We start from the raw sequence: 25,991 nt of genomic DNA on the forward strand, positions 1-25,991 counted from the left end.
AACTCCTCCCTTTAGGGAGGGGTGATTCACACCTGTTATAAATCAACAGCACTTAACGCACTTGTCTGAACCAATACCTGCGCGGCTATTCCCTCTTTTCTCCCGATAAATCCTAGCCCTTCAAAGGTAGTTGCTTTAATATTGATCACCCTTTTATTTAAGCGTAATAGATCAGCTAAGTGCGATTTAATCGCCTCCCTATAAGGCGCGATTTTTGGCATGTCAGCTAAAAGGGTACAATCAATGCTTTCTATAGTGTGCCCCATTCCCTGTGCTAGGTGATAAATCTGTGTGAGCATTAAGCTTGAATCCATATTTTTAAAGCGCGAGTCTTGATCGCTATAATACATGCCAATATCTCCGCCTTTAATCGCCCCTAAGATCGCATCAATAAGAGCATGTAAAAGCACATCTCCATCGCTATGGGCTTTTAACCCTTGCTCTTTACTATCTTTAGGATCAATAAGAACCCCGCCTATTTTCATAGGTTTATTTGATTCAAATCCATGTACATCAAATCCTAAACCAGTATGGGTTGTAAAACAAGTTGTGTAGGGAGGCAAATCGTGGGCAAAGGTGATTTTGTGCAAATCTAAACTACCCTCTATGTATGTTACCTGCCCTCCATTGCTTAAAAGCGCGCTACTCTCATCACTAAAATTTCCTTTGCTATAAGCCTCTTTTAGTTTTTCTGTCCGGCAAATCTGGGGGGTTTGTACATGCAAGGTGTGGGCGCGATCTAGTGTGGTAAAACCTTGCTGGCTTAAAACCATTGTATCAGAGGCGCTTAAAGCTGGGGCAATGCCATCTAATTTGGGTTGGTTTTTGAAGCGATCTAACAGTTTTAAAAACATTTGTGATCCCCCAATAAAACGCGCCACATCGCTCACCACCACAAAGGGGGTTTGTACTAATTTAAGCGCATTTAGCACCGACTCTTGGCGACTCTCTCCTCCTAAAACCACGCTAAGCTCTAAATCCTCTAAAGCTTGCTTGATATAAATTTGCTCTAAAGGGTTACTGACCACTAGAAAAATGCGCTCAAAACAACCCAAAGCCTTAAAATCTCTATATACTTTTTCCCATAAAGCTAGCCCCTGATAAACCCACCATTGTTTTTTAATAGGGGGCAGTTTAGAGGGCAAGCTTTTTATAAAGCGGCTACTTGAACCCGCAGCAAGTAAAATAAGCGAAAAACTTTTTTCCAAAACAAACTCCATAGGCAAATTTAAAAGCCCTTATCCTAGCTATCTAAAATTAATAAGAGTTCTTAAGCCTATATTCAAGCGCTTTTGCTAATGTGTTGCTCTTTTAAATATAAAGGAGAGCGCATGCGCAGTTATCTAGCTAAAAGAAGTAAGGATTTAATTAAAACCCAACTACATTACGCCAAAAAAGGGATCGTTACGGAGGAAATGGCTTATATTGCCAATATGGAAGAGGTGAGCCCAGAGCAGGTGCGATCTGAGGTAGCTAGAGGCCGGCTGATTATTCCGGCTAATATAGAGCATAGCAATTTAGAACCTATGGGCATTGGAGTAGCGCTTAAAACTAAGATCAACGCTAATATTGGTAGCTCAGCTATTATCCACTCTACAGAGGAGGAGGTAGAAAAACTCCGCGTGGCTATTAAGTATGGAGCAGATACGGTGATGGATCTCTCTACTGGTGGGGATTTGGATGCAATCCGCATAGAAATTATCAAGGCCTCTTCTGTACCTATTGGAACCGTGCCGATGTATCAGATTTTACACGATGTCAACAACGATGTGATGCAATTAGATATTGATACAATGTTAGGGGTGTTAGAAAAACAGGCCAAACAGGGGGTGAGTTATTTTACGATTCACTGCGGGTTTTTGCTTGAGCATATGCCCTTTGTAAGTCAGCGCAAAATGGGGATTGTGAGCCGTGGGGGGAGTTTAATGGCCTCTTGGATGATGCACTATCACAAACAGAACCCCTTTTATAGCGCCTTTGATGACATTTTAGCCATTTGCCAAAAATATGATGTGAGTTTGAGTTTAGGCGATTCTTTGCGCCCCGGTTGCCTAGCTGATGCTAGCGATGCAGCCCAATTTGCTGAGCTAAAAGTTTTAGGAGAATTAGCTAAGCGTGCCTATGAAAAAGATGTGCAGGTGATGATTGAGGGACCTGGACATGTGCCCTTAAATCAAATTGAGCGCAATGTAAAATTGCAAAAGGAGCTATGTAACCACGCCCCCTTTTATGTTCTAGGGCCTTTGGTTACAGACATTGCAGCTGGTTATGATCACATCGCTAGCGCGATTGGAGCGTGTGTGGCGGCATGGAAGGGGGTAGCGATGCTTTGCTATGTTACGCCTAAGGAGCATTTAGGCCTGCCAAATGCTAAAGATGTAAGGGAGGGGATTTTAGCCTATAAAATTGCTGCCCATGCAGCCGACATTGCACGGGGTAGGATTAATGCTAGAGTGCGCGATGATTTGATGAGCGATGCGCGCTATGCCTTTGAGTGGAATAGGCAGTTTGAACTTGCCCTTGATCCTGATCGCGCCAAAGAGTACCACGATGAGGCGCTACCCCAAGATGTTTTCAAAGAAGCAGAATTTTGTTCCATGTGTGGGCCTAAGTTTTGTAGCTATAAGGTGAGCCAAGATATTTTTAAAAATTACCAACAAAAAGAGAGCGATAAAGCTTAATCTTTTTTGCTATGGGTGGAGGTGATGTAGTAGTAGATAGCGCGGATTTCATCAGGGGTTAGATTGTAGCGGGGCATGATGGATTTGCCGCTAAAAAGGGCTTTTGAAAAGCGCTCAAAATCAAGGTTATAAATGGGAGGGGCTTTAAAAATCCTCTCTTGGTTATTGGCTGTGGTGTAGCGGGTGATGATTTTCTCCTCGCCTAGTTCTCCGTGGCATTTAGCACAGCTAATATTGCGCGGATTGTGATAAAGCTCCTTGCCGTACTCTAAAAGCGTGATGAAACTGTCATCTTGCGTGCTGGCCTTAGCAAACATGAAAAAACTTAGTAAAAAGCTTAAGAGATAATGCAAGTTCTCCCTTTCAAAAAAGTTTTTCAAAAAACTTTGATTATAATAGCGCAAAAATTTGGTTGGGGTTGATGGTTTTATTAGACGGGCAAGCGCTTGCCAACTTAAGAGAAAAAGAATTATGCCAAGAAGTAGAAAAATTACACAGCAGAGTACGCCCCGCTTTGGCTGTGATCTTAGTGGGGCAAGATGTGGCTAGTGTGTTGTATGTGAATATGAAAGCTAAGGCTTGTAAACGCGTAGGGGTTGTCTGTATACTCCAAATTTTAGACGAACAAACCACCCAAGAGGCGCTTTTACAAATCATTGAAGAGCATAACCAAAACCTAGAAATCCATGGAATTTTAGTCCAATTACCCCTACCAAAACACATTGATACAAGGCGCATCATTGAGGCGATCAATCCGCGTAAAGATGTGGACGGGTTTCATCCTTTAAATGTGGGGCGGGTGTATTCTAATAGTTTGAATGCGGGCTTTTTACCGGCTACAGCTATGGGAGCGGTGGAACTTTTAAAACATTATGAGATTGAGATAAAGGGTAAAGATGTGGTTATTATAGGGGCAAGTAATATCGTGGGTAGGCCACTAGCTTCTTTAATGCTTAATGCCGGAGCAAGCGTGAGTATATGCCATGTCCTCACAAAAGATTTAAGCCTTTATACTAAGCGGGCAGATATTATTTGTGTGGGTGTAGGCAAACCTAGATTACTCCAGACTAACATGGTTAAAAGGGGGGTTGTGGTGGTAGATATTGGGATTAATAAAGAGGGGGGTAAAGTAGTAGGAGATGCAGACTTTGAAGGGTTAAAAGACAAGGTTAGTTATATCACTCCTGTACCTAAGGGAGTGGGACCTATGACCATTGTTTGCTTACTACAAAACACGATTTTAGCAGCTAAAGAGCAAGTAGGGGTGGGGGCTTAATTTATATTGCAAGGGTAGATATGGGTATATTGCAGGCATTGCGCCGTTTTGTGATGAGTTGGACGGGGACGGTTGTTTTGGTATTACTGGCTATCTTTTTTGTAGCCCAAGCTTTTGTGATTCCTTCGCGCTCTATGGTGGGTACACTTTATGAGGGCGATATGCTTTTTGTGAAAAAATTTAGTTATGGCATTCCTATCCCGCGTTTGCCTTGGCTAGATATTCCATTACTACCCGATTTTAAAGGTAATGGCCATCTTTTTGAGGGTAAAAGACCTGAGCGGGGGGAGGTAGTGGTCTTTATTCCGCCAAGCAATAAGGGTTATTATGTTAAACGGCTTTTTGCAGTGGGAGGCGATGAGGTGGTGTTTAACCAAGAGGGGTTTTATCTGCACCCAGTAGAAAGCGAAAAAGATCCAAAATACATCGCCACACATTTTCCCAACCACCCAACAAAACAATTTTTAGGAAAAGATTTTGTCTTTGCACCTTATGCGGATAAGCATTTGGGGATTTTTTATAGTAAGAATAACCAAACTTTTAACATCATGGAAGCCATTTATGCGCACCAAATCCTTAATTTGCCCGGGATTAGCATGCAATTAGTAGATCATGACGGGGAGAATATTTTTTATGTTAAGGTTGAAAAAGATCACTTTTTTATGATCGGGGATAACCGCGATGATAGCGGTGATTCGCGCTTTTGGGGGAGTGTGCCCTATAGCCATATTGTGGGTACGCCTTGGTTTGTTTATTTTAGCCTCAATCTTACTAATAGCATTGAGGCTGGCAAAGGGTCTAAAAATATCTTTACAGTTCGCTGGAAGCGCATGTTTAAAACTCTAGCAGGTTTAGAAAGCCAACTAGAGAAACGCCATGTACAGGAGGATTGATGCAGAAATTTGTGGTACTGGGTTGTGATCATGCGGGCTTGAATTTAGCAGGATTTATACAAAATTTTTTACAAGAAAAACAGGCTTTACTAAAAGTTTATAAGCCAGAAAAAGGGCAATTTGTAGATTATCCGGATTTTGCTAAACAAGTTGTTAAAGCTCTTTTAGAAGATATACAACACCTTAAGGGGGTGCTTGTGTGTGGGAGCGGGATAGGCATGAGCATGGCGTGTAATAAGATACCTAGCGTGCGTGCGGCCTTGTGCACTGATGCTTATATGGCTAAAATGGCAAGATTGCATAATGATGCTAATGTGCTATGCTTAGGGCAAAATGTGGTGGGTTTTGGAGTGGCACAGAGTATTTTAGAGGCGTTTTTAAATACAGATTTTGAAGGTGGGCGGCATGCTAGACGGGTGGCTAAAATAGAGGAGATGCAGTGCTAGCCCAATGGATGCTAGTTACTCTTATTATTTTATTTACCTGTTACATGGCGGTGCGTACCTTTTTTTACCGCTCTGTGGCCAAAAAGCAGGAAAAATACACCGCGTCCATGAAACTCACTTTGCAGGAGGCAGAAGTTTTGATCCAAAAATACCAGCTACAATTACAGCGATCTTTGGGCAATATTGATATTCTCACTCATGAGATGAATGCGCTTAAAGACGAAGTCAAAGTTTTAAAGCAAAGAAATGCCCAGTACCGCTTAGAGACAGATAAATATAAGTCGCGTATCCGCGAATTAGAACAAAAAATTGAAGCCTTGTTGTGAGAAAACATGTTTAGTCAGAAATTAAAAGCCCAACTTAAAGAAGAGATTCGCGAGATTAAAGATCACCCCCAAAAAGGGATTTTATTTAAAGACATCACCCCGCTTTTAAGCCACCCGGTTTTATTTGCTACTCTAATTGATGCGCTCAAAGATCGCTACAAACTCTACAATATTGATTTTGTGGTAGGGATTGAGGCTAGGGGCTTTATTTTAGGCGCGGCTTTAGCTTATGCTCTTCAAGCGGGTTTTGTACCCATCCGTAAAAAAGGTAAATTACCCTACCATACACTAAGTGCAGAATACAGCTTAGAGTACGGGCAAGATTGTGTAGAAATCCATAGCGATGCGTTTAGAGAGCTTAAAAGTGCCCATGTTATTCTCATAGATGATCTCATCGCTACGGGAGGTACGGCTCTGGCTAGTTTAGAGTTATTAGAAAAACTCCAAGCCAAATGCATAGAAGCCTGTTTTTTGATCGCACTTAGAGATTTAGAGGGTCTGTCTAAAGTTGCTGAAAAGACCAGTGCCTTTAGTGTTTTAGAGTATGAAAGATAAAAAGGGCTCATGGAAGCGTATATCCTAGAATTGTGGAACAATTACGCGGCCAACTGGGGCTATTTAATTCTCTTTTTCTGGAGTATTTTAGAAGGTGAGATTGGGCTAATCCTAGCGGGCATGGCTTGTTATGCGGGGCATATGAATCTTTTCTTAGCCATTAGTGTAGCTGCTTTGGGGGGCTTTAGCGGGGATCAAACTTATTTTTACATTGGCAGAACGAGCAAACAATTTATCAATAAAAAACTAGAAAAACAAAGGCGCAAGTTAGCCCTAGCGCATTTGCTTTTACAAAAATATGGCTGGTTTATTATTTTTATCCAACGCTACATGTATGGCATGCGCACAATCATTCCTATTAGTATTGGTTTGACTCGTTACAACATGCTTAAATTTGCCCTAATTAATCTAGCTAGCGCCTTTGTGTGGGCATCAATTACCATTTCGCTTGCGTGGTATTTTGGAGAACAACTTTATGACTTATTAGAATTGCTTAAGCGTTATCCTTACCTAATTATACTACTATTGGCTCTTGTATTAGGGGCTGTAGTTTGGTATTTTAATGTGTCTACAAGAAGGATTGATAAGAGAATCCAAAAAGTCCAGCAAGGACTAAAACTTAAGAAAGGAAAGTGATGTTAACACTCAAACTAGAACAGGCTTCTTTGGAGCAAATACAAGCAGATGTAACCATCGTGTTTGTGGTGGATAAGGATTTAAGCGTAGCGGTGGATAAAAACACTTTAGAAACCTTCCATTATGAGGGAGAGGGTGTGTTTTTAGATCAGGCCAATCGGGTGCTTTATGTAGGGCTTGCTAAAAGTGATGTGCACCTATTTAGAGAAGCTGCTTGCGCGGCGGTGCGTACCTTGAAAAAATCCAAGTTTAAAAGTGCAAAAGTAGGACTCTACGCGGCTAAACATTCTGTAGATAAACACGCCCTAGAAGAAACAATGCTGGCTATCTTTACTGGGGCACAGTTTGGGCTATACGAATATGAGGCCTATAAACAAAAAAAAGAACCCGCGCATTTACAAGAGCTTTTTGTTTCTCTACAGGCAAAAGATTTAAAAACCGAGAGCAAAACTTTAGAACACGCTTTAGAAAAAGCCTTGCATAAATCCCGTATTCTGGTTGAACATGTCAACCTAGCCCGCGATTTAGTCAACACACCCCCCAATGTGGCAAACGCGCCCTATGTGGCTAAGATCGCACAGGATTTAGCTGAAAAGAATGGACTAGATTGTTTTATACATGGAGAGGATTATTTGGAGGAAAAGAAAATGGGGGCTTATCTAGCCGTCAATAGAGCTTCAGCCAATCCCCCCCAACTTGTCCATCTGATCTATAAACCTAAAAATGCTAAGAAAAAAATCGTTCTTGTAGGTAAGGGGTTGACTTATGATTGCGGAGGGCTTAGCATTAAAACACCTGAATATATGCTCACCATGAAGGCAGATAAAGGAGGGGCATGCGCGGTATTAGCTACTGTCAATGCTTTAGCGCATTTGGCTGTAGATGCGGAGGTACACGGGGTATTGGGCCTAGCTGAAAACATGATTTCTGGAAGTTCTTATCGCCCCGATGATATTTTAATCTCTAAAGAGGGTAAAACCATTGAAGTACGCAATACCGATGCAGAAGGGCGTTTGGTGCTGGCTGATTGTTTAAGCTTTGCACAAGATTTACAACCCGATCTCATCGTAGATTTTGCAACACTTACAGGGGCTTGTGTGGTGGGTCTTGGTTCTTATACTAGTGGCATTATGGGCAATAATGAGCATCTTAAAAGCCAATTTGAACATGCCGCGCTTAAGAGCGGGGAATTAGCGGCTAAATTGCCCTTTAACCGCCATTTGCGCAAATTGCTAGATTCTAAAATGGCAGATATTAGCAATGTTACACCTGTGCGCTATGGGGGTGCGATCACGGCTGGGCTGTTTTTAAATGAGTTTATCCGCGAGGATTATAAAGATAAATGGCTACATATTGATATTGCCGGGCCCGCTTATATTGAAAAAGATTGGGATGTTAATACGGCCGGAGCTAGCGGGGCGGGTGTGCGCATGTGTGTAGAATTTGTACTAGAAGTTTTGGCTAAATCTTAATGGGTTTATCTATTGGGATTGTGGGTTTGCCTAATGTGGGTAAATCTAGCTTGTTTAACGCTTTAACCCGCACAACACAAGCCCAGAGTGCAAACTACCCTTTTTGTACCATTGATCCTAATAAAGCAGTGGTAGATGTGCCCGATGCGCGTTTAAAGGAGTTAGCGCGCATTGTCAAGCCTGAGAAGATCCAACACTCTAGCGTAGAATTTGTAGATATTGCCGGATTGATTAAAGGGGCTAGTCAAGGCGAGGGCTTGGGGAATCAATTTTTAGGGGCTGTTAGAGAATGTGCGGTGATTTTGCATGTGGTGCGCTGTTTTGAAGATGAAAATATCACCCATGTTAGTGGCCAAATTAATCCTTTAGCCGACATAGAAACCATAGAAATCGAACTGATCCTAGCTGATATTCAGAGTTTACAAAAACGCTTAGATAAGCTAAACAAACTTGCTAAAACATCCAAAGAAGCCCAAGCAAGTTTAAAAGTTGCTGACGCGCTTTTAGCGCATTTAAACGCATTAAAACCGGCTAGTACTTTTGCTCCCCAAGATGATTATTTCTTAGAACTTAACCGCGAGTTGCGCTTTTTAAGCGCTAAAAAGGTGATTTATGTGGCTAATGTAGATGAGGCACATGTCAACTTTTTAAATGCCCATGCACACTGCGTACAAGATTTAGCCAAGCAAAGAAACGCACCTTTTGTGGGTTTAAGCGCTAAACTAGAAGAAGAACTAGGGGGCATGGAAGAACATGAGGCTCAAGAGTTTTTACAAAGTCTAGGGGTAAATCAAAGCGGGTTAGATAAAATCATTGCCTTAGGTTTTGATGCTCTAGGTTTAATGAGTTATTTTACCGCTGGGGTTAAAGAAGTGCGCGCTTGGACTATTTTAAAGGGCTCTAGTGCGCCGGTGGCTGCGGGAGTGATTCATAAGGACTTTGAAAAAGGCTTTATTAAAGCTGAAACGATTTCTTATGCGGATTTTATCGCCTGTGGAGGGGAACAAGGCGCTAAACAAAAGGGGGTTTTAAGAGTGGAGGGCAAAGACTACATCGTTCAAGATGGCGATGTGATGCATTTTAGATTTAATGTTTAGGTATTGTAATGTCTATTTTGTAGTTAAAGGAAATGTATGCCCAACAATTTAGCCCATATCGATCAAGTTACAAGTCTACATAAAAACAACGAGCTACAACTCTTGTGCTTTCGTTTAGGCAAAAACAAGGATTTATACGCGGTCAATGTGTTTAAAATCCGTGAAGTGGTGAAGTATAACGGGAGTTTAACCATTATTAGCCATGAACCCAACTCTTTAGTAGAGGGGCTCATCATTATTAGAGAACTCACCATTCCTCTAATTGACATGAAAAAGTGGTTTTATTATGACAGCAGCAATAAACAAAAGGATTTACGCCCTTATTGCATTGAAAAGGCTGATGGCAAAGATGACATTGTGATGATTTGTGAATTTTCCCGCTGGACAATTGGAGTGCGCATTTATGAGGCCGATCGCATTTTAAATAAAAAATGGACAGAAATTGAGCAGAGTGCGGGCGTGGGGGGCAGTACGGGAAATAGTAAGCTAGTGAGCCGTACGCGCTATTTTGATGGGCGTTTGGTGCAGGTGGTAGATATTGAAAGAATGTTAACAGATGTGTTTCCCTGGATTGAACAAGAAAGCCATGCAGAGCTAGACACGCTAACCCAGCTTTATAGCGATAAACTTGTGCTACTAGCTGATGACTCTCCTAGCGTGCTTAAAACCATGCAGGTGATCTTAGATAGATTAGGTATTAAACATTTGGATTTTATTAATGGGAAACAGCTTTTAGATTATCTCTTTGCTAAAGAAACGGTCATTGAAGACATAGGGCTCATCATTACAGATTTAGAAATGCCAGAAGCTAGCGGGTTTGAGGTGATTAGACGGGCTAAATTAGACCCTAATATGGCGCGTATCCCTATTGTTGTCAATTCTTCCATGAGTGGGAGTAGCAATGAGGAAATGGCGCGTTCTTTACATGCCGATGATTTTATCTCCAAATCCAACCCTAAAGATGTAGAGCGCATTGTCAAACAATTCATGCACACACAACAGGCTTAATGGATTATCATTCTATCCCCTCACCCTGCTATGTACTAGAGCTAGCTAAGTTACAACGCAACTTAGCAATTTTGGAGAGAGTACAAAAAGAAGCGGGGGTTAAAATTGTACTCGCGTTGAAAGGATTTGCCTTTTGGCGGAGTTTTGAATGGCTGCGGGTGAGCTTGCATGGTTGCTGTGCAAGTGGGGTATATGAAGCTTTGTTAGCCTATGAAGAATTTGGTTCTAGAGAGAGTGGTAAAGAGATCTGTGTTTTTAGTCCGGGGTTTAAAGAGGTGGATATTAAACAACTCTTGCCCATTGCCACACATATTATTTTTAATTCCTTTGCCCAGTATCACGCCTATAAAGACCTCATCTTAGCAAAAAACAAACAACTGAGTAAACTAGGGCTTTCATCAATCAAAATAGGTTTGCGTATCAACCCGCTTTTTAGCCGCGTCCAACCCTTGATTTATAACCCCTGTGCTCCTCATAGCCGTTTGGGTATCCCACCCAAAGCTTTTAAAGAAGGTTTAGAGCGCTATGGTTTAGAAGGGGTGAGTGGTTTACACTTCCACACCCATTGCCAACAAGATGCTTCCGATTTGCAAGAGGGCTTAGATCATGTAAAAAAGCATTTTGGAGAAACTCTAGCCCAAGTGCAATGGCTTAACATGGGAGGAGGGCAACACATGAGCAAAGAGGGCTATGCTTTAGAAGTTTTGATTCAAGCCATACAACAACTTAAAAAAGACTATCCTAATCTGGCAGAAATTTTTTGTGAGCCCGGGGAGGCGGTGGGCTATCAGACAGGTTTTTTACTCTCTAGCGTGCTAGATATTGTGGAAAATGGAGCACAAATTGCCATTTTAGATGTGAGTATCACCAACCACATGCCCGATTGCCTAGAAATGCCTTATAAACCTGAAATTTTTAAGGTGGCTTTAGATGGCAGTGTACAAGTAGGCAGTGAGGCGGGGGAATTTGGCTATTTTCTAGGGGGTGTGAGTTGTTTAGCTGGAGATTTTATTGGGCCTTATTATTTTGAAAACCCCTTACAAGTGGGCGATCGAATCATCTTTGAGGATATGTTGCATTATACGATTGTGAAAAACAACACTTTTAATGGAATTGCCCTACCTAGTTTGGGTCTTATTGAGCATAACCAATTCAAGTTACTAAAAAAGTTTGATTTTTCTCACTATAAAGAGCGTAATTAAGTCGGTCTAGTCGCTACAAAGCCTCGATCTAAATCAGAATAATCGGTATAAAAATTTGCTTGATAGCCCTTTAACCCCAAATGCTCACTTAAAGAAGCCTTGTGGTTATGCCCCATTTCACAGGCTAGATATTTCACCCGTTTATTTGCCGCCTGATCAATAAGGGCCTTTAAAATCTCATCTCCATACTCGCCTCCATAGAGTGCAATCTCTGGTTCATAACGCACTGAATCTTCTAAGGGGTAATCTAGCGCAACATAAGGCGGGTTGCTCACAACTAAAGTTCTAGCCTTAATGTCTACACCTTCTAGCAAAGAGGTTTGGAATAAATTAATGCGGTTTTGTAGGTTAAAAGTAGAGATATTTACACTGGCCACTTCTAAGGCTTCCATTGTAATATCTGTAGCCAAAATAGAAATTTTAGGGTGTGCCATAGCTAGACTTACAGAGATCACACCGCTACCAATCCCCACTTCCACAACATTTTTAATCCCATAATCTTGGATTAACTCAGAAGCTTGGTGGACTAAAATTTCTGTTTCTGGTCTGGGGATAAGTACCCGCTCATCTACAAAAAAGATACGGCCATAAAAACTCACCTCATTGGTGATATATTCAATCGGAAAACCCTTAGCCCTTGTTTTCACCATACGCATGAAGCGTTCAAAGGCAAAACTATCTAGTTCTTCTTGAGCATGGATGTGCAAATACACCCGGTCCACACCTAAAAGATGACTTAAAAGAAGTTCAGACTCTAAAGCGCTACGCACCCCCCTATCTTTAAGTACCTTCTTAGCTTCATACAAGGCTTTTGAGATATTATTTTCCATAAACTCACTTTGGCCGGATTGTTAATTTAAATTAAAAAGATCGCGCCTATGGCGCTTAACTTCTATGCAAAACTAGCCAGTTATTCTATCTTAAAAAGCCTTATGCATGTTTAAGTAGCATAGGGATATTTCAAAAGATTAGGTATAATAGACCCCTTAGATTTCTTGTAAGTTTGAAGGATAGAAGTGGATTATGGGCTGTTGTTTGGCGGGAAGAGTTATGAACATGAAATCAGCATTGTAAGCGCTGTGGCGCTTAAGGAAGTGTTAGACGCACAGATTAGTTCTTTTATCTTTTTAGACGGGGCGCATAAATTTTACTTGATTGATAAAAAAGACATGCGTTCTCACTTTTTCTCCAGTGGGCAGTATAAAAAAAGCCCTGAGTTAGTGTTAAAACACGGAGGGTTCTATACACACGGCCTTTTGGGTGGAAAAGGCATTAGCATGTCTGTTTTGATTAATTTAATCCATGGAGGCGATGGAGAAGATGGCAAGATCGCCTCTTTTTTAGACTTTTTTGGGGTTTCATTTATAGGCCCTAGAGTTGAAGGCTGTGTTTTAAGCTATAGCAAATACTTTACAAAAATGTTAGCCAAAGAAAAAGGGATTAACATTTTGCCCTATATCTTTTTAGAACAACATGATATTGGAGCGCTACAAAACCTAGATTATCCCCTAATTGTTAAACCAAACCGGCTAGGTAGTTCTATTGGTATTAGGGTGATCAAAGATGCAAAAGATATTGCCTATGTTTTAGATGAAGTTTTTGAGTTTGATAGCCAAGTACTCATTGAACCCTTTAAACAAGGGGTGAAGGAATATAATTTAGCGGGTTGTAAGATTCAAAGTGAGGAGGAAGAGGGAAAATTTGTCTTTTCTGTAGTAGAAGAGCCACATAAAAAAGAATGGCTAGGGTTTGAAGAGAAATATTTAGATTTTGGGCGTACACAAAAAGTTAAGCAAGCAGATATTAGCAGCCATTTAGAAGAAAAGATGCGCCAGATATTCCAACTCATTTACGATCCATTCTTTGTTGGGGCAATTATTCGTTGTGATTTTTTTGTGATCAATGAGGAAGTCTATTTAAACGAAATCAATCCCATTCCGGGCAGTTTAGCCCACTATCTTTTTGAAGATTTTTCCTCTTTGCTAGAACAAATCTATTTGCCTAAACAACCTATTATCCCTATCACTTACCACTATATCAACCAGATTCAAAAAGCCAAGTGATGGCTAAGCGTCGTGTGTTGTATCAGGGATACACTTTTGAAATCGCCTATATTTTTGATAACCGGCGCGTACCTAAAAATTTAGTGTTTTTACATGGTTGGGGGAGTTCTAAGGAATTAATGCAAACGGCTTTTAAAGCCTTTTTTAATCACTACAACCATTTTTATTTAGATTTGCCCGGATTTGGTAAAAGCCCTAATCACATTTTCCTTACCCCTAGAGATTATGCTAAAATCGTAGACGCGTTTTTTGATTCCTTGCAAGTAGAAATTGACATGGCCATTGGGCATAGCTTTGGGGGTAAAGTGGCGTTATTGTGCCGGAGTACTAATTTAGTGCTTTTAAGTACAGCAGGGATTTTAATCCCCAAATCCTTTACAACCCGTTTTAAAATCAAACTGGCTAAGAGCTTAAAAGCTTTGGGATTAAAAAAAGCGCTAGGGTTACTAGCCAGTAAAGATGCGCATAATCTGAATCAAGCCATGTATGAAACCTTCAAATACACAGTACAAGAGGATTTTGAGGAACAGTTTAAAGCCTGTAAAAAGCCAACTTTAATTTTATGGGGGCAAGAAGACACCACCACCCCCCTAGAGGCAGGGCAAAGAATTGCTTCTTTAGTGCCTAAGAATTGTTTTTTTGTTTTAAAGGGCGATCATTATTTCTTTTTGAAGCAGGGGTTGGAAGTGGAGAGGCGCTGTTTAGAATACTTCCAAGAGGGTTAAATCTTGAAAATGGTCATGGATACACTAGAGTGGATCGCGGTATGGGTATTTGTGCTAGGTCTAAATTATTATCTAATCACGCTTTTGCAGTGGTATCATTATAGCTATATGCGGGTGATCACCAAGCACCATAAACGGCGTTGGCATTTTTACCATGCTATCTTGCCCACCGCTGTTTTTATCACCACACAGATCATGCATTGGGATTTGGCCTTTATATTATTCGTAGGCTTTGTACAAATCCCTTCTCTTCTCTCTTGGAATGTACACTTAGATAAACGGCTTGTTTTTACCCCACGGGTGGTACGCTTCTTTACCTTTCTACTTTTATTTTTACTCACCGATGCGATCTTAGTGCATGTTTATGGCAAGGTGTGTTCTTTGCTCTATCTTTTGCTTGTAATTCTTGTCCACATTGCTTGTAAGGCTTATGAGACTTTAATTGCCTCTGGGTATGTAAGCCTAGCTAAAGAAAAACTAAAGCGCATGAAAAATTTACAAATCATTGCAATTACTGGTAGCTTTGGGAAGACAAGCGTTAAGAATTATCTTTATCAAATCTTGCAGGGCAAATTCACCATTTACTCTTCTCTTAATAGTGTAAACACCTTATTAGGCCTAAGTCAGGATATTAATCAAAACCTAGATGAAACAAGTACCCTTTATATTGCTGAAGCGGGGGCTAGACAAAAGGGAGATATTAAAGCCATTGGCTCACTTTTAGAACACCACTACGCTATCATTACTGAAATTGGCAACCAGCACATTGAGTATTTTAAAGATATAGATAGTATCTATGAAACTAAGGCTGAGTTACTCCAATCTCCTCGCTTAATTCAGGCCTTTTGTTATGATAAAAACCCACTAGAGCCCTTTTATACAGAGCTTACAGATAAGATCAAACTCTACCCCGGGCAAATCCGCCATGCTAATGCCACCCTAGAGGGGACTTCTTTTGAGTTGTTCTTAGATAACCAATGGGTGGCTTTTGAGACTAAAATTTTAGGCGCTTTTAATGTAGATAACATCGCTTTAGCGGTTTTAATGGGGCATTATTTTGATATTTCTATCCCGCAATTACAAAGATTAGTGGCTAAGCTCAATCCCGTCCCCCACCGCCTCCACCCCCTGCACATTAATGATAAATTTATCATAGATGATGGGTTTAATGGCAATTTAAAGGGCATGTTAGAGAGTGTAAGGCTAGCTAGCTTGTATATGGGGCGTCGAATCATTGTTACACCCGGGCTAGTGGAGAGTGATGTAGAATCTAATACTACGCTAGCTAAAGCCATTGATAGCGTGTTTGACATTGCCATTATCACCGGTGAATTAAATGTAAGCGTGTTTGCACAGAATCTACAAAGACCTCAAAGGGTGTTTCTCAAAGACAAAGGGCAATTAGAACAGATTTTACAAACCATTACACTTGCTAAAGACCTTATCTTGTTTGCTAATGACGCACCCAATTATATCTAGGAGAGTCCATGGAAAGACTTTATGCGCCTTGGAGAAGCGCCTATTTAACAGGGGAAAAATCAGGGGGTTGTGTTTTTTGTGGCATTAGCCAAAATCCCCACCTAGACACACAAAACCATGTTTTATTCCGTGATTCTATTTGTTTTGTGATCATGAATCGCTACCCTTATAACCCCGGACATTTCATGGTTATCCCACACCAACATGTAGACAGCCCTGAATGCTTAAGCCTAAATCACTGGCAGTGTTTACAACAACGAATCTATGAGGGTGTTAAGCTTTTATATGCCTTTGGAGCTAGTGGCATTAATGTAGGTTTTAATATCAAAGAAGCAGCAGGGGCTGGGATTGCCCCCCATTTGCATGGGCATGTTATCCCCCGGTTTAATAGAGATACGAATTTTATCACCACTATCGCGCAAACGCGGGTTTATGGCGTGGATTTTGAGGCCATTTATACAAATCTAAAAACAAATGCAACCCAGTATTTCCAGCCACTGTAAGGAGAAGCATGAAGACGCGCAGTTTTAAAATCTTTAGCGGGAGTGCACACCCGAGTTTTAGTAAAGAAGTTGCTAGGCATTTAAATGTTGGGTTATCTAAGGCGGTTTTGGGGTATTTTAGCGACGGGGAAATCAATGTACAAATTAGCGAATCTGTGCGTGGACGCGATGTTTGTATTATCCAGCCCACCTGTGCGCCTGTTAATGATAATTTAATGGAACTCTTAATTATGGTAGATGCGCTTAGGCGCAGTTCAGCCAATTCAATTACGGCAGTAATTCCTTATTTTGGTTATGCCAGACAGGATCGAAAAGCCGCCCCTAGAGTGCCTATTAGTGCTAAATTAGTGGCTGATTTAATGCAAAGCGTGCAAATTGATCGCATCATCACAATGGATTTACACGCCGGTCAGATTCAAGGCTTTTTTAATATTCCGGTGGATAATCTTTATGGCTCTATTATTTTTAAAGACTATATTCTCTCGCGCAATTTTAAAAATCCGATTGTGGCTAGCCCAGATATTGGGGGTGTTTCGCGGGCGCGTTATTTTGCTAGCCAAATGGGGCTAGATTTAGTTATTGTAGATAAGCGCAGAGAGCGGGCTAATGAAGCGGAGGTGATGAATATTATTGGAGATGTGAGAAAACGGGGGGTGATCCTAGTAGATGATATGATTGATACAGCAGGGACGGTTTGCAAGGCTGCTAGCATGCTTAAAGCTAAGGGGGCGTATTCAGTTATGGCAATTGGCACACATGCGGTTTTAAGCGGGAATGCGATAAGGCGTATCCAAGAGAGTGCTTTAGATGAAGTGGTGGTGAGTAACTCCATTCCTTTAAAAGGCAAGCATGCTAAAATCACGGTTTTGAGTGTAGCGCCCTTGTTTGCGGAGGTGATTCGTAGGGTTTATCATAATGAGAGCGTGCATTCGCTCTTTGTCTAAAGGAGTTTAGTATGGCAGATGTGGTTGTGGGGGTGCAGTGGGGCGATGAGGGCAAGGGTAAGCTAGTGGATCGCCTAGCGCCTAATTATGACTTTGTGGTGCGTTTTCAGGGCGGACATAATGCAGGGCATACCATTGTCGCCAATGAAAAAACTTATGCGCTCCACTTAATTCCCTCCGGTGTACTCTACCCACAATGTAAAAATGTGATTGGTAATGGCGTGGTGGTGGCTTTAGATGCCCTTATTCAAGAGATGAGTCTATTTAAAGATTTAAAAGGGCGTTTGTTTATTAGTAATCGAGCGCATTTGATTTTACCCCACCACCCACTCTTGGATATCCGCCATGAAAATAACCCCCAAATGGCCATTGGCACAACAAAAAAAGGCATTGGACCGGCTTATCAAGACAAGGTTGCGCGCTTGGGTTTGCGCATGGGTGATCTTTTAGAGCCTAAATTTCTTAAAGAAAAAATCGCGCATTATTGTAGCTTACGCACACGAGGGCTAAGTTTTAAAACTTTAGAGGATTATTTAAACACCTATGCTAAGCAAGTAATTCCCTACATTACAGATACAACAGAACTGTTATGGGAAAGTGTGGATAAAGGCCAAAAGATTTTACTAGAGGGAGCACAGGGGAGTATGTTAGATATTGATTTTGGCACTTACCCTTTTGTTACTAGCTCTACTACGATAAGCGCTGGGGCATGTAGTGGGAGTGGGCTAAGTGTTAAAGATATTGATCAAGTTATTGGAGTGGCTAAGGCATACTGTACCCGCGTAGGTCATGGGCCTTTTCCTACAGAGGAGGGCGCAGAAGTGGGTGCGTTTTTACAAAAAAATGGGCATGAATTTGGAACCACTACACAGCGCGCGCGCCGTTGTGGGTATTTTGATGCGGTGGCTGTACGCTATGCTTGTCGCTTAAATGGTTGCACGCAATTAGCTTTGATGAAATTAGATGTTTTAGATGGCTTAGAGGAGATCTTAGTAGGGGTAGGTTATGAGAGGGAGGGGAAAAAATTAGAACATGTGCCCAGTAATTTAGAAGGATTAAAGCCTATTTATCGTGTTTTTAAAGGTTGGGAGCGCACGGCAGGGATTGCTCACTTTAAAGATTTGCCTAAAGAGGCGCAGGAGTATGTTTTAGCCTTAGAGGGGCTAGTGGGTGTGAAAATCAAATCTCTTTCTACTAGCCCTAGACGCGAGGATATGGTGCTTATTCCATGAACCTTGAATCTTTTAAAAAATTAGTCAAAATTAAAAAGCAAGCCATGCAGCGCTGTGAAAGCGATATAGCCCATAATAAAAGCCAAATTGTAAGCAAGCAAGAACAACAACATGCCTTACTAGTAGAATTATACGGCTTAAGCGTACCTGCAGAAGGGGGGTTTAATGCCTTTATCCAGCTAAATGCTTTGAAGAAAAATTATTTGTATCAAATAGAGCGCATAGGGGAGGAGATTAGCCAGCTTAAAGAAATGGGCAGACATCTAAAGGAATTATATAAAAACGCCTCTATTGAGTATGAAAAATTCAAATATCTACAAACCTTAGAAGAACAGAAAAAACTTAAAAGACTTAAAAAGCTAGAAGATCAGCAAATGGATTCTATTGGGGCAGAGGTGTTTTACCAACAAAGGGAGAATCGTGCTTAGGCTTTTTCTATTAGCCCTAGCTTTTATTTTTGCAAAAGCCCAAACGCCTTCATCTAAAGAATTTTTGCAGTGCAACGCTATTTTTGAATCCAGAAAAGCCGAAATTAAAAACCAATTACAAATGCTCCAAGAGAGGGCTTTAGCCTTGCAAACTCTGCAAGAACAAACCCAGAGTTTACTTGATCAGCGCAAGGCTAAGGTGAATGAAAGAGAACAGGCTTTAGAGGCTAAAATGAAAGAATTTGAAGCCAAAGAAGCCAACTTTAAACGCTTGCAAGATGATAGAGAAAAAAAGCTTAAAAAAATGATGGCTGATAATGAAAAACTCCTTAAAGAAATCAAAGAGGCTAGCAATAGCAAGATAGCTAGTACTTATGCCAAGATGAAAGACTCCAAGGCCGCACCCATTTTACAAGATTTGCCTATCAATGAGGCTGCTAGTATTTTATCCAAGCTTGAGGCTAAGGATATGAGTAAGATTTTGGCCAAAATGGACCGTGGCGCTTTGTTAAAGAGCAAAGCCTACAAAATGCAATGGGGTTTAATAATCAGGGCATTCAAAAGGCTGTATTACGCTTAGAAAATCTCCCTCCACTCTCAAGTGTGGTTGGGATTAATTTAGGCAAGAATAAAAACACGCCTTTAAACCAAGCTTTTATTAGAAACGCATAAGAGAGTAGATGGAGGCAAAGGATTTATACTTTAACCGAGAACTTTCGTGGTTGCGGTTTAACACCCGTGTTTTAGATCAAGTTTGTAATACCGCTTTACCTCCCTTAGAGCGGCTTAAGTTTTTGGCTATTTATGGCACTAATTTAGATGAATTTTATATGATCCGAGTGGCTGGGCTTAAACATCTAGTTGATAATAACACTCTACAAAGTAGTGTAGATGGAATGAGTCATCAAGATCAGCTAGAGTCTATCCGTCTTTATGTACTAGCAGAGCAAAGAATTGTTCAGGGGCAATTTTTATCTTTAAAGGAGGAATTAGCCCAAAAAGATTTATCCATAGCCAGTATAGAAAACCTCCCAAAATCTTGTTTACCCAAATTACAGGAATACTTTTACAAGTATATTTACCCCGTAGTTATCCCCACTCTTTTAGACCCAGCGCGCCCTTTTCCCTTTGTGCGTAATTTAAGTTTTGGGATACTTTTAAGCCTGCAAGGAACACAAAAAGTTTATGCAGCGGTGAAAATCCCTACCCTTTTAAAACGCTTTATTGAAGTAGAAAAAGGGATTTTTATCGCCATAGAAGAAGTGGTACAAAAATTTATTCCTTTGTTATTTGAACACCACCGCGTGCTAGAAAGTCTAGTGTTTAGAATAACTTGTAATGCGGATATGGAGATTATTGAAGATGAAGGACATGATTTAGTTAATCGCATTAGTGAAGGATTGCGTACCCGTGATAGGGGTGATGTGGTGCGTTTAGAAGTGGGGGGGAATTGTGCGGTTCTACTTTCTTTAATAAAGCAACAAATACCTGATGTTGATCTGTATACCAGCCATATTTTACTAGACTTAGGTAGATTATGGGAACTGGTGAATTTAAAAAACTACGCTCATCTCAAATTTCCTATCTTTGTACCAAAGACTCTAGCACCTCTTAATGATATTGATTTTTCAAAGAATGGGGCGCTTTTTGACTTATTAGACAAACAAGATGTGTTGTTATTCCACCCTTATGAAAGCTTTGATCCAATCGTGCGTTTTATTCAAAGCGCTGCAGAGGATAAAGATGTGGTTTCTATCCGCATGACTTTATACCGCGTGGGTAGAGAATCGCCTATTGTTAAAGCTCTAACAGAGGCCGCTCCTTATAAACAAGTTAGCGTACTTGTAGAGCTTAAAGCCCGTTTTGATGAGGAAAATAATTTACACTGGGCTAAAGCCTTAGAAAATGCCGGAGCGCATGTGATTTATGGTGTGCCCCATTTAAAAGTACATGCCAAATTGGCTTTAGTGGTGCGCAAAGTAGGAGAAAGCATTAAAGAATATGTACATGTAAGCACGGGCAATTACAATACGCTTTCAGCTAGAATCTACACAGATTTAAGTCTACTCACCTCTAACCCACAAATTGCTAGCGATATTTTAAAGCTTTTCCACTCTTTGAGTACAGGAATGGCAGCAGAGATTAAACTTAAAACCCTATCTATGGCGCCTAAACAGATTAAAACAAAAATTTTAGCTTTAATCCAAGAAGAGATGCGCGCTAAACACAGAGGGCGGATTATTTTTAAGGCTAATGCGCTTGTAGATTCAGATGTGATTGAGCATTTATACCAAGCTTCATGTGTGGGGGTTAAAATTGATTTACTCATTCGCGGGATTTGCTGTTTACGCCCACAGATTCAAGGATTAAGCGAAAATATCCGTGTGTTTTCCATTGTGGGCAAATATTTAGAACATGCGCGCATTTATTATTTTGCCCATGACAAAGCTAAAATATATTTTTCTAGTGCAGATATGATGCCGCGCAATTTAGAAAAACGGGTGGAGTTATTAGTGCCCTCTACTTCTAAGGCGATCCAACAAAAATTATTGCGTATCTTGCATATACAGCTTAAAGACAATGCCCAAAGTTATACGCTTGCCCCTAGTGGAGAATATGTAAAAGTTGTACCTACAGGGGATTTTTTAAACGCACAGATTTTTTATGAGCAAGAGGTAACTACCCTATGAACTTGCACCAGTTGCTATTTTATTTAGAGCCGGAAAAAGCGCACAGTCTAGCAAAACAGGCACTTAAAATACTAGGAGCTTTACCTAAAATTTCTCCTATTGCTCATCCTATGTTAGAACAACAGATTTTAGGGCTATCTTTAAAAAATCCTATCGGGCTAGCCGCTGGTTTTGATAAAGATGCCATGATGTTAGCCGGGCTTGATTATTTAGGATTTGGAGTTCTTGAAGTGGGTACGCTTACGCCAAAACCCCAATCTGGTAACCCAAAGCCGCGTGTGTGGCGCTTTGTTAAAGAGCAAAGCCTACAAAATGCAATGGGGTTTAATAATCAGGGCATTCAAAAGGCTGTATTACGCTTAGAAAATCTCCCTCCACTCTCAAGTGTGGTTGGGATTAATTTAGGCAAGAATAAAAACACGCCTTTAAACCAAGCTTTAAAGGATTATGAAAATGCCTTACAGATGAGTTTAGGAGTGGGGGATTATTATGTGTTTAATCTTTCCTCACCCAATACCCCTAATCTAAGAGATTTACAAAATGAAAGTTTTGTAGATGAACTCTTTGCTATGGCTAGGGCTAAAACGCATAAGCCCTTATTCCTTAAAATATCCCCAGATGCACCTATAGATACACTTCTTTTAATCTGTGATACAGCCATTGATCATGGCGCTAGTGGCATTATTGCAACTAACACCACCACAGACTATTCAGTATTGCCCCACGCACAGCCAACAGGCGGCATTAGTGGCAAAGCTTTAGAAAATAAAGCGGTAGCTGTATTTGAACAAATTGCGCGGGTATTTTTTAAAAAAGCTATTTTGGTAGCAGTGGGTGGCATTAGTAATGCTACACAGGCTTATGCACGCATAAAAATGGGGGCTAGTTTTGTACAGATTTTCACCGCTTTTATTTACCAAGGTCCTTTTATTTGTAGACAAATCAACCAAGATATAGTAGAATTGCTCCAACAAGACGGGTTAAAATCAGTCCATGAGGCAGTTGGGGTTAATTTATGATGGTACGGATTTTTTATAGCTTTTTTATTTTGATTTCATGGGTAGGAGTGAGCATGGGAGCAACAATAGATCAAGGCATACGCGCGTATTTGCCTAAGTACTACACCACGACTTTAGAAAATGGTTTGCAGGTAGTGGCCGTGCCTTTGGCTAATAAAAGCGGAGTGATAGAGGTAGATGTGCTTTATAAAGTAGGATCGCGCAATGAAAGAATGGGCAAAAGCGGAATTGCTCACATGCTTGAGCACATGAACTTTAAAAGCACCAAACATTTAAAAGAAGGCGATTTTGATGCCATTGTTAAGGGTTTTGGAGGGGTTAGTAATGCCTCTACTAGTTTTGATTACACCCGTTACTACATCAAAGCTAGCAATGCTAATTTAGATAAATCCCTTGAGCTTTTTTCTGAAATGATGGGTTCGTTACAACTCAAAGAAGAGGAATTTTTGCCCGAGCGGCAGGTTGTGGCTGAGGAGCGTTTGTGGCGTACGGATAATTCGCCTATGGGTTATCTGTACTTCCGCTTTTTTAATACCGCCTTTGTCTACCACCCCTACCACTGGACACCCATTGGTTTTATGCAAGACATTCAAAACTGGACGATAGAGGATATCCGCCGTTTCCACTCTCTATATTACCAGCCTAAAAACGCTATTTTGCTTGTAGTAGGCGATTTAGACCCTAAAAATGTCTTTAAAGAGGCAGAAAAGCATTTTTCTAAGATTGCCAATAAAGATAAAAACCCCATGCCAGAGGTGTATATGCAAGAGCCGGTGCAAAATGGTCTGCGCGAAACGGTGATTCACAAAAAAGATTTATCTTTAGAATGGCTGGCCATTGGGTTTAAAGTTCCCCCCTTTGCGCATAAAGATCAAGTCGCGCTGAATGCTTTAGCCAAATTATTAGCCGAAGGGGGCAGTAGCCTACTTAAAAAAGAGATCATTGATCATAAAAGATTGGCTTCTCAGGTTCTTGCGCAAAATATGGAACTTAAAGATGCCAGCGTGTTTTTATTTGTCGCGGGGGCTAACCAGCATGTCAAAGCCGATCAAATCCGCGAGGCAATTTTAGCCATTCTGGATAAGATTAAACATGGGGGCATCACCCAACAACAACTTGATAAGGTTAAAATCAATAACCGCGTGGATTTTATCGCAGGGTTAGAAGACTCTTCAGATGTGGCCGAGATGTTTGCTGAATACCTCACACAGGGCAAGATTGAGGACATGGCAGCTTATCAAGAGGAATTTGAAGCTTTAGAGGTTAAAGACATTGTGCGGGTGGCCAACACCTATTTTAGCGATGAAGCCTACAGCGTCGTTACACTCAAACCTTAAAATGCACGCCCTTAGCGCTTTAATCACGCCCTTTAAGCCCAATTTAGAAGTAGACGAGGAAGTCTATGCGTACTTGATTGAGCGCCAGATTCGGCTCGGAATGGATGCGTGCGTGCCTGTGGGTACTACCGGTGAATCAGCTACACTCACGCATCAAGAACACATGCGTTGTATTGAAATTGCGATTAATGTGTGCAAGCCTCTAGGGGCTAAGGTTTTAGCCGGGGTGGGGAGTAATGCCACTAGTGAGTCGCTACTTTTGGCACAATTTGCCCAAAAAGCTGGGGCTGATGGGATTTTATGCGTTACGCCTTATTATAACCGCCCCACCCAGCAAGGTCTCTTTGAGCATTATAAAACCATCGCTAATTGCGTAGAAATTCCGGTTATTTTGTATGATGTGCCGGCGCGCACTGGGGTACAAATTGGAGTAGAAACGGCTACTAGGCTTTTTAAAGAGGTTAAAAATATCGCGGGCATTAAAGAGGCTTCAGGGGCAGTGCAACGGCTTGTAGATTTTGAACATGAAGCACAAGGTCTAGCCATTTATAGCGGGGAGGATAAATTAAACTATCTAGTTATGGCTGGCGGGGGTGTGGGGGTGATTTCTGTAACGGGTAATTTATTACCCGACAAAATCGCAACTCAGATTAAAGCCTCTCTTAAACAAGACTTTAAGACCGCAAGAGCGATACAAAATGAGCTTTATAACCTCAATCAGGTTCTTTTTTGTGAGAGTAACCCTATCCCTATTAAAACCGCGATGTATCTTGCAGGTTTAATCAAGCATTTAACCTACCGCCTTCCGCTGGTGCCCCCTACAAAGGAGAATTTTAAAAGAATAGAGAACACTTTAGAAAGGTATAAGGTATTAAAATGACAGGCATGCAGGGCAAGACTTTAGTGATTAGCGGAGCGACTCGAGGCATTGGCAAGGCTATTTTGTATCGCTTTGCACAAAATGGCGTCAATGTGGCCTTCACCTATAATAAAAACGAAGAGGAGGCGATCAAAATTGTTCAAGAGGTGCAGGAGCTCTATGGCATTAAAGCCAAATACTACCGCTTAGATATTTTAGAGCCCGAGCAATATGTAGAACTTTTTAAGCAAATTGATAACGACTTTGATCGGGTGGATTGTTTTGTCTCTAACGCCATTATTTATGGGCGCTCTGTGGTGGGGGGGTTTGCGCCTTTCATGCGTTTAAAACCAAAAGGTCTTAATAACATCTACACCGCTACCGTGCTAGCCTTTGTAGTGGGGGCACAAGAGGCGGCTAAACGAATGAAACTTATAGGCGGGGGTGCGATTGTATCTTTAAGTTCTACAGGAAATTTAGTGTACATGCCTAATTATGCCGGACATGGCAATTCTAAAAATGCGGTAGAAACTATGGTTAAATACGCGGCGGTAGATTTAGGGGAGTTTGGTATCCGTGTTAATGCTGTAAGCGGAGGACCAATTGATACGGACGCACTAAAAGCCTTTCCGGATTATGCAGAAATTAAAGCCAAAGTTGAAGAACAATCGCCTTTAAAACGCATGGGAAATCCTGAGGATTTAGCTGGGGCTGTGTATTTTCTTTGCGATCCAAACCAAAGCGGGTGGCTCACCGGGCAGACTATCGTAGTAGATGGGGGCACTCTTCTAAATGATCTATTTGTAACTGATCTAATTGCCCCTAATAGAGAATTACAAGCTGCAAGAAGAGCCATTTTATGCTCGCATGTTTTTTTAGTTTTACTCCTACTTAGCACAACCTACACCTTTGCATGGCTACAAAAATCTCATGCAGGTGATGTAGCCAGTGCCTTTAAAAACCTCCACCAAACATGGATAGGGTTTTATCTGTGCATGTGGTTTTCTGTGTTTGTTTGCCAGATTTTTGGCTACTATAAACTAGCCAAAGTAGGCCGTAATCTTTTGATTTTTCGCTGTATTGCCTTTCCTTATATCGCCGATGCGATTCTCTCTTTAGG

Annotated in this window: 26 protein-coding genes and 1 pseudogene; 24 read left to right on the forward strand and 3 right to left on the reverse strand. The window is 41.0% G+C overall.

Translation table 11 applies throughout. The features are described 5' to 3' along the window. Positions 1-35 precede the first annotated feature (35 nt). The gene (gene ispF / locus OO773_RS05205) at positions 36-1,208 is read right to left on the reverse strand and encodes a 2-C-methyl-D-erythritol 2,4-cyclodiphosphate synthase (RefSeq protein WP_006564330.1); all 1,173 of its coding nucleotides are present in this window, start codon (positions 1,206-1,208) and stop codon (positions 36-38) included. A gap of 123 nt (positions 1,209-1,331) precedes the next feature. Here ispF and thiC point away from each other — a divergent pair, with 123 nt between their 5' ends. Further along, complete coding sequence (gene thiC, locus OO773_RS05210) at positions 1,332-2,681, forward strand: phosphomethylpyrimidine synthase ThiC (protein WP_040499171.1); 1,350 nt, start codon at positions 1,332-1,334, stop codon at positions 2,679-2,681. On the opposite strand, the gene OO773_RS05215 is transcribed toward thiC, so the two are convergent. Beyond that, positions 2,678-3,034, reverse strand: a complete 357-nt coding sequence (locus OO773_RS05215) for a c-type cytochrome (RefSeq protein ID WP_006564329.1) — start codon at positions 3,032-3,034, stop codon at positions 2,678-2,680. The two genes, thiC and OO773_RS05215, sit on opposite strands and share 4 nt — an antisense overlap. Before the next feature lie 68 nt (positions 3,035-3,102). On the opposite strand from OO773_RS05215, the gene OO773_RS05220 reads away from it, so the two are divergent. The 10 genes from OO773_RS05220 to nspC are packed head-to-tail and all read left to right on the forward strand — an operon-like array spanning position 3,103 to position 11,592. Beyond that, positions 3,103-3,957, forward strand: coding sequence for a bifunctional 5,10-methylenetetrahydrofolate dehydrogenase/5,10-methenyltetrahydrofolate cyclohydrolase (locus OO773_RS05220; RefSeq protein ID WP_034376217.1), 855 nt, complete (start codon positions 3,103-3,105; stop codon positions 3,955-3,957). Between the two features lie 20 nt (positions 3,958-3,977). Beyond that, positions 3,978-4,850 (forward strand): signal peptidase I, encoded by an 873-nt coding sequence (gene lepB, locus OO773_RS05225; RefSeq protein ID WP_006565191.1) that lies wholly within the window; start codon positions 3,978-3,980, stop codon positions 4,848-4,850. Further along, positions 4,850-5,296, forward strand: a complete 447-nt coding sequence (gene rpiB, locus OO773_RS05230; protein WP_006565192.1) for a ribose 5-phosphate isomerase B — start codon at positions 4,850-4,852, stop codon at positions 5,294-5,296. The genes lepB and rpiB overlap by 1 nt, the downstream gene beginning before the upstream one ends. Beyond that, complete coding sequence (locus OO773_RS05235) at positions 5,290-5,622, forward strand: hypothetical protein (RefSeq protein ID WP_006564325.1); 333 nt, start codon at positions 5,290-5,292, stop codon at positions 5,620-5,622. The genes rpiB and OO773_RS05235 overlap by 7 nt, the downstream gene beginning before the upstream one ends. Positions 5,623-5,628: 6 nt before the next feature. Further along, positions 5,629-6,177 carry an adenine phosphoribosyltransferase gene (apt, locus tag OO773_RS05240; protein ID WP_006565193.1) on the forward strand — a complete coding sequence of 183 codons (549 nt, stop codon included), beginning with the start codon at positions 5,629-5,631 and terminating at the stop codon, positions 6,175-6,177. A gap of 9 nt (positions 6,178-6,186) precedes the next feature. Next, the gene (locus tag OO773_RS05245) at positions 6,187-6,813 is read left to right on the forward strand and encodes a DedA family protein (RefSeq protein WP_006564323.1); all 627 of its coding nucleotides are present in this window, start codon (positions 6,187-6,189) and stop codon (positions 6,811-6,813) included. Beyond that, positions 6,813-8,285: a leucyl aminopeptidase gene (locus OO773_RS05250; RefSeq protein ID WP_034376219.1), complete on the forward strand. Its 1,473-nt coding sequence runs from the start codon at positions 6,813-6,815 to the stop codon at positions 8,283-8,285. Before OO773_RS05245 ends, OO773_RS05250 begins: the two co-directional genes overlap by 1 nt. After that, the gene (gene ychF, locus OO773_RS05255; RefSeq protein WP_040499170.1) at positions 8,285-9,382 is read left to right on the forward strand and encodes a redox-regulated ATPase YchF; all 1,098 of its coding nucleotides are present in this window, start codon (positions 8,285-8,287) and stop codon (positions 9,380-9,382) included. The genes OO773_RS05250 and ychF overlap by 1 nt, the downstream gene beginning before the upstream one ends. Positions 9,383-9,418: 36 nt before the next feature. Continuing rightward, entirely contained in the window at positions 9,419-10,390 is a 972-nt protein-coding gene (locus tag OO773_RS05260; RefSeq protein WP_006564320.1) for a chemotaxis protein, read from the forward strand. Then, complete coding sequence (gene nspC / locus OO773_RS05265; protein ID WP_034376222.1) at positions 10,390-11,592, forward strand: carboxynorspermidine decarboxylase; 1,203 nt, start codon at positions 10,390-10,392, stop codon at positions 11,590-11,592. The genes OO773_RS05260 and nspC overlap by 1 nt, the downstream gene beginning before the upstream one ends. Here nspC and prmC read toward each other — a convergent pair. Beyond that, positions 11,589-12,422 (reverse strand): peptide chain release factor N(5)-glutamine methyltransferase, encoded by an 834-nt coding sequence (prmC, locus tag OO773_RS05270; protein ID WP_034376224.1) that lies wholly within the window; start codon positions 12,420-12,422, stop codon positions 11,589-11,591. The genes nspC and prmC overlap by 4 nt on opposite strands. Before the next feature lie 186 nt (positions 12,423-12,608). On the opposite strand from prmC, the gene OO773_RS05275 reads away from it, so the two are divergent. The 13 genes and pseudogenes from OO773_RS05275 to OO773_RS05340 form a co-directional block, all read left to right on the forward strand. Next, positions 12,609-13,655, forward strand: coding sequence for a D-alanine--D-alanine ligase (locus tag OO773_RS05275; RefSeq protein WP_006565196.1), 1,047 nt, complete (start codon positions 12,609-12,611; stop codon positions 13,653-13,655). Beyond that, positions 13,655-14,380 carry an alpha/beta fold hydrolase gene (locus tag OO773_RS05280; protein ID WP_006564316.1) on the forward strand — a complete coding sequence of 242 codons (726 nt, stop codon included), beginning with the start codon at positions 13,655-13,657 and terminating at the stop codon, positions 14,378-14,380. The genes OO773_RS05275 and OO773_RS05280 overlap by 1 nt, the downstream gene beginning before the upstream one ends. Positions 14,381-14,395: 15 nt before the next feature. Beyond that, positions 14,396-15,859, forward strand: coding sequence for a Mur ligase family protein (locus tag OO773_RS05285; protein WP_034376242.1), 1,464 nt, complete (start codon positions 14,396-14,398; stop codon positions 15,857-15,859). 8 nt (positions 15,860-15,867) lie between these two features. Further along, complete coding sequence (locus OO773_RS05290; RefSeq protein WP_006564314.1) at positions 15,868-16,362, forward strand: HIT family protein; 495 nt, start codon at positions 15,868-15,870, stop codon at positions 16,360-16,362. Between the two features lie 8 nt (positions 16,363-16,370). Continuing rightward, positions 16,371-17,306 carry a ribose-phosphate pyrophosphokinase gene (locus OO773_RS05295; protein WP_006564313.1) on the forward strand — a complete coding sequence of 312 codons (936 nt, stop codon included), beginning with the start codon at positions 16,371-16,373 and terminating at the stop codon, positions 17,304-17,306. 11 nt (positions 17,307-17,317) lie between these two features. Next, on the forward strand, positions 17,318-18,538 hold the full coding sequence (locus OO773_RS05300) for an adenylosuccinate synthase (RefSeq protein WP_006564312.1): 1,221 nt from the start codon (positions 17,318-17,320) through the stop codon (positions 18,536-18,538). Further along, entirely contained in the window at positions 18,535-18,966 is a 432-nt protein-coding gene (locus OO773_RS05305; RefSeq protein ID WP_034376226.1) for a flagellar FliJ family protein, read from the forward strand. The genes OO773_RS05300 and OO773_RS05305 overlap by 4 nt, the downstream gene beginning before the upstream one ends. After that, positions 18,959-19,546, forward strand: coding sequence for a MotE family protein (locus tag OO773_RS05310; RefSeq protein ID WP_264828460.1), 588 nt, complete (start codon positions 18,959-18,961; stop codon positions 19,544-19,546). Before OO773_RS05305 ends, OO773_RS05310 begins: the two co-directional genes overlap by 8 nt. Positions 19,547-19,646: 100 nt before the next feature. Continuing rightward, positions 19,647-21,656, forward strand: a complete 2,010-nt coding sequence (gene ppk1 / locus OO773_RS05320) for a polyphosphate kinase 1 (RefSeq protein ID WP_006564310.1) — start codon at positions 19,647-19,649, stop codon at positions 21,654-21,656. Beyond that, positions 21,653-22,675: a dihydroorotate dehydrogenase (quinone) gene (gene pyrD / locus OO773_RS05325; protein ID WP_006564309.1), complete on the forward strand. Its 1,023-nt coding sequence runs from the start codon at positions 21,653-21,655 to the stop codon at positions 22,673-22,675. The genes ppk1 and pyrD overlap by 4 nt, the downstream gene beginning before the upstream one ends. Continuing rightward, the gene (locus OO773_RS05330) at positions 22,672-24,012 is read left to right on the forward strand and encodes a M16 family metallopeptidase (RefSeq protein WP_006564308.1); all 1,341 of its coding nucleotides are present in this window, start codon (positions 22,672-22,674) and stop codon (positions 24,010-24,012) included. Before pyrD ends, OO773_RS05330 begins: the two co-directional genes overlap by 4 nt. 1 nt (position 24,013) lies before the next feature. Then, complete coding sequence (gene dapA / locus OO773_RS05335; protein ID WP_034376228.1) at positions 24,014-24,892, forward strand: 4-hydroxy-tetrahydrodipicolinate synthase; 879 nt, start codon at positions 24,014-24,016, stop codon at positions 24,890-24,892. A gap of 5 nt (positions 24,893-24,897) precedes the next feature. Next, positions 24,898-25,656, forward strand: a pseudogene (locus OO773_RS05340) (enoyl-ACP reductase); the annotation flags it as partial. Positions 25,657-25,991: the final 335 nt, after the last annotated feature.

Source organism: Helicobacter suis HS1, from assembly GCF_026000295.1.
In the GTDB taxonomy this organism is placed as follows: Bacteria; Campylobacterota; Campylobacteria; order Campylobacterales; family Helicobacteraceae; genus Helicobacter; species Helicobacter suis.

What these genes read in the sequence shown, in the direction of transcription:
- dapA (WP_034376228.1), top strand. Translation starts at nt 24,014, where the DNA reads ATGCACGCCCTTAGCGCTTTAATCACGCCCTTTAAGCCCAATTTAGAA.
- OO773_RS05250 (WP_034376219.1), top strand. Translation starts at nt 6,813, where the DNA reads ATGTTAACACTCAAACTAGAACAGGCTTCTTTGGAGCAAATACAAGCA.
- rpiB (WP_006565192.1), top strand. Translation starts at nt 4,850, where the DNA reads ATGCAGAAATTTGTGGTACTGGGTTGTGATCATGCGGGCTTGAATTTA.
- OO773_RS05305 (WP_034376226.1), top strand. Translation starts at nt 18,535, where the DNA reads ATGAACCTTGAATCTTTTAAAAAATTAGTCAAAATTAAAAAGCAAGCC.
- prmC (WP_034376224.1), bottom strand. Translation starts at nt 12,422, where the DNA reads ATGGAAAATAATATCTCAAAAGCCTTGTATGAAGCTAAGAAGGTACTT.
- OO773_RS05285 (WP_034376242.1), top strand. Translation starts at nt 14,396, where the DNA reads ATGGATACACTAGAGTGGATCGCGGTATGGGTATTTGTGCTAGGTCTA.
- OO773_RS05220 (WP_034376217.1), top strand. Translation starts at nt 3,103, where the DNA reads ATGGTTTTATTAGACGGGCAAGCGCTTGCCAACTTAAGAGAAAAAGAA.
- apt (WP_006565193.1), top strand. Translation starts at nt 5,629, where the DNA reads ATGTTTAGTCAGAAATTAAAAGCCCAACTTAAAGAAGAGATTCGCGAG.
- OO773_RS05280 (WP_006564316.1), top strand. Translation starts at nt 13,655, where the DNA reads ATGGCTAAGCGTCGTGTGTTGTATCAGGGATACACTTTTGAAATCGCC.
- OO773_RS05300 (WP_006564312.1), top strand. Translation starts at nt 17,318, where the DNA reads ATGGCAGATGTGGTTGTGGGGGTGCAGTGGGGCGATGAGGGCAAGGGT.
- pyrD (WP_006564309.1), top strand. Translation starts at nt 21,653, where the DNA reads ATGAACTTGCACCAGTTGCTATTTTATTTAGAGCCGGAAAAAGCGCAC.
- lepB (WP_006565191.1), top strand. Translation starts at nt 3,978, where the DNA reads ATGGGTATATTGCAGGCATTGCGCCGTTTTGTGATGAGTTGGACGGGG.
- OO773_RS05245 (WP_006564323.1), top strand. Translation starts at nt 6,187, where the DNA reads ATGGAAGCGTATATCCTAGAATTGTGGAACAATTACGCGGCCAACTGG.
- OO773_RS05260 (WP_006564320.1), top strand. Translation starts at nt 9,419, where the DNA reads ATGCCCAACAATTTAGCCCATATCGATCAAGTTACAAGTCTACATAAA.
- ychF (WP_040499170.1), top strand. Translation starts at nt 8,285, where the DNA reads ATGGGTTTATCTATTGGGATTGTGGGTTTGCCTAATGTGGGTAAATCT.
- OO773_RS05295 (WP_006564313.1), top strand. Translation starts at nt 16,371, where the DNA reads ATGAAGACGCGCAGTTTTAAAATCTTTAGCGGGAGTGCACACCCGAGT.
- OO773_RS05290 (WP_006564314.1), top strand. Translation starts at nt 15,868, where the DNA reads ATGGAAAGACTTTATGCGCCTTGGAGAAGCGCCTATTTAACAGGGGAA.
- nspC (WP_034376222.1), top strand. Translation starts at nt 10,390, where the DNA reads ATGGATTATCATTCTATCCCCTCACCCTGCTATGTACTAGAGCTAGCT.
- thiC (WP_040499171.1), top strand. Translation starts at nt 1,332, where the DNA reads ATGCGCAGTTATCTAGCTAAAAGAAGTAAGGATTTAATTAAAACCCAA.
- OO773_RS05330 (WP_006564308.1), top strand. Translation starts at nt 22,672, where the DNA reads ATGATGGTACGGATTTTTTATAGCTTTTTTATTTTGATTTCATGGGTA.
- ppk1 (WP_006564310.1), top strand. Translation starts at nt 19,647, where the DNA reads ATGGAGGCAAAGGATTTATACTTTAACCGAGAACTTTCGTGGTTGCGG.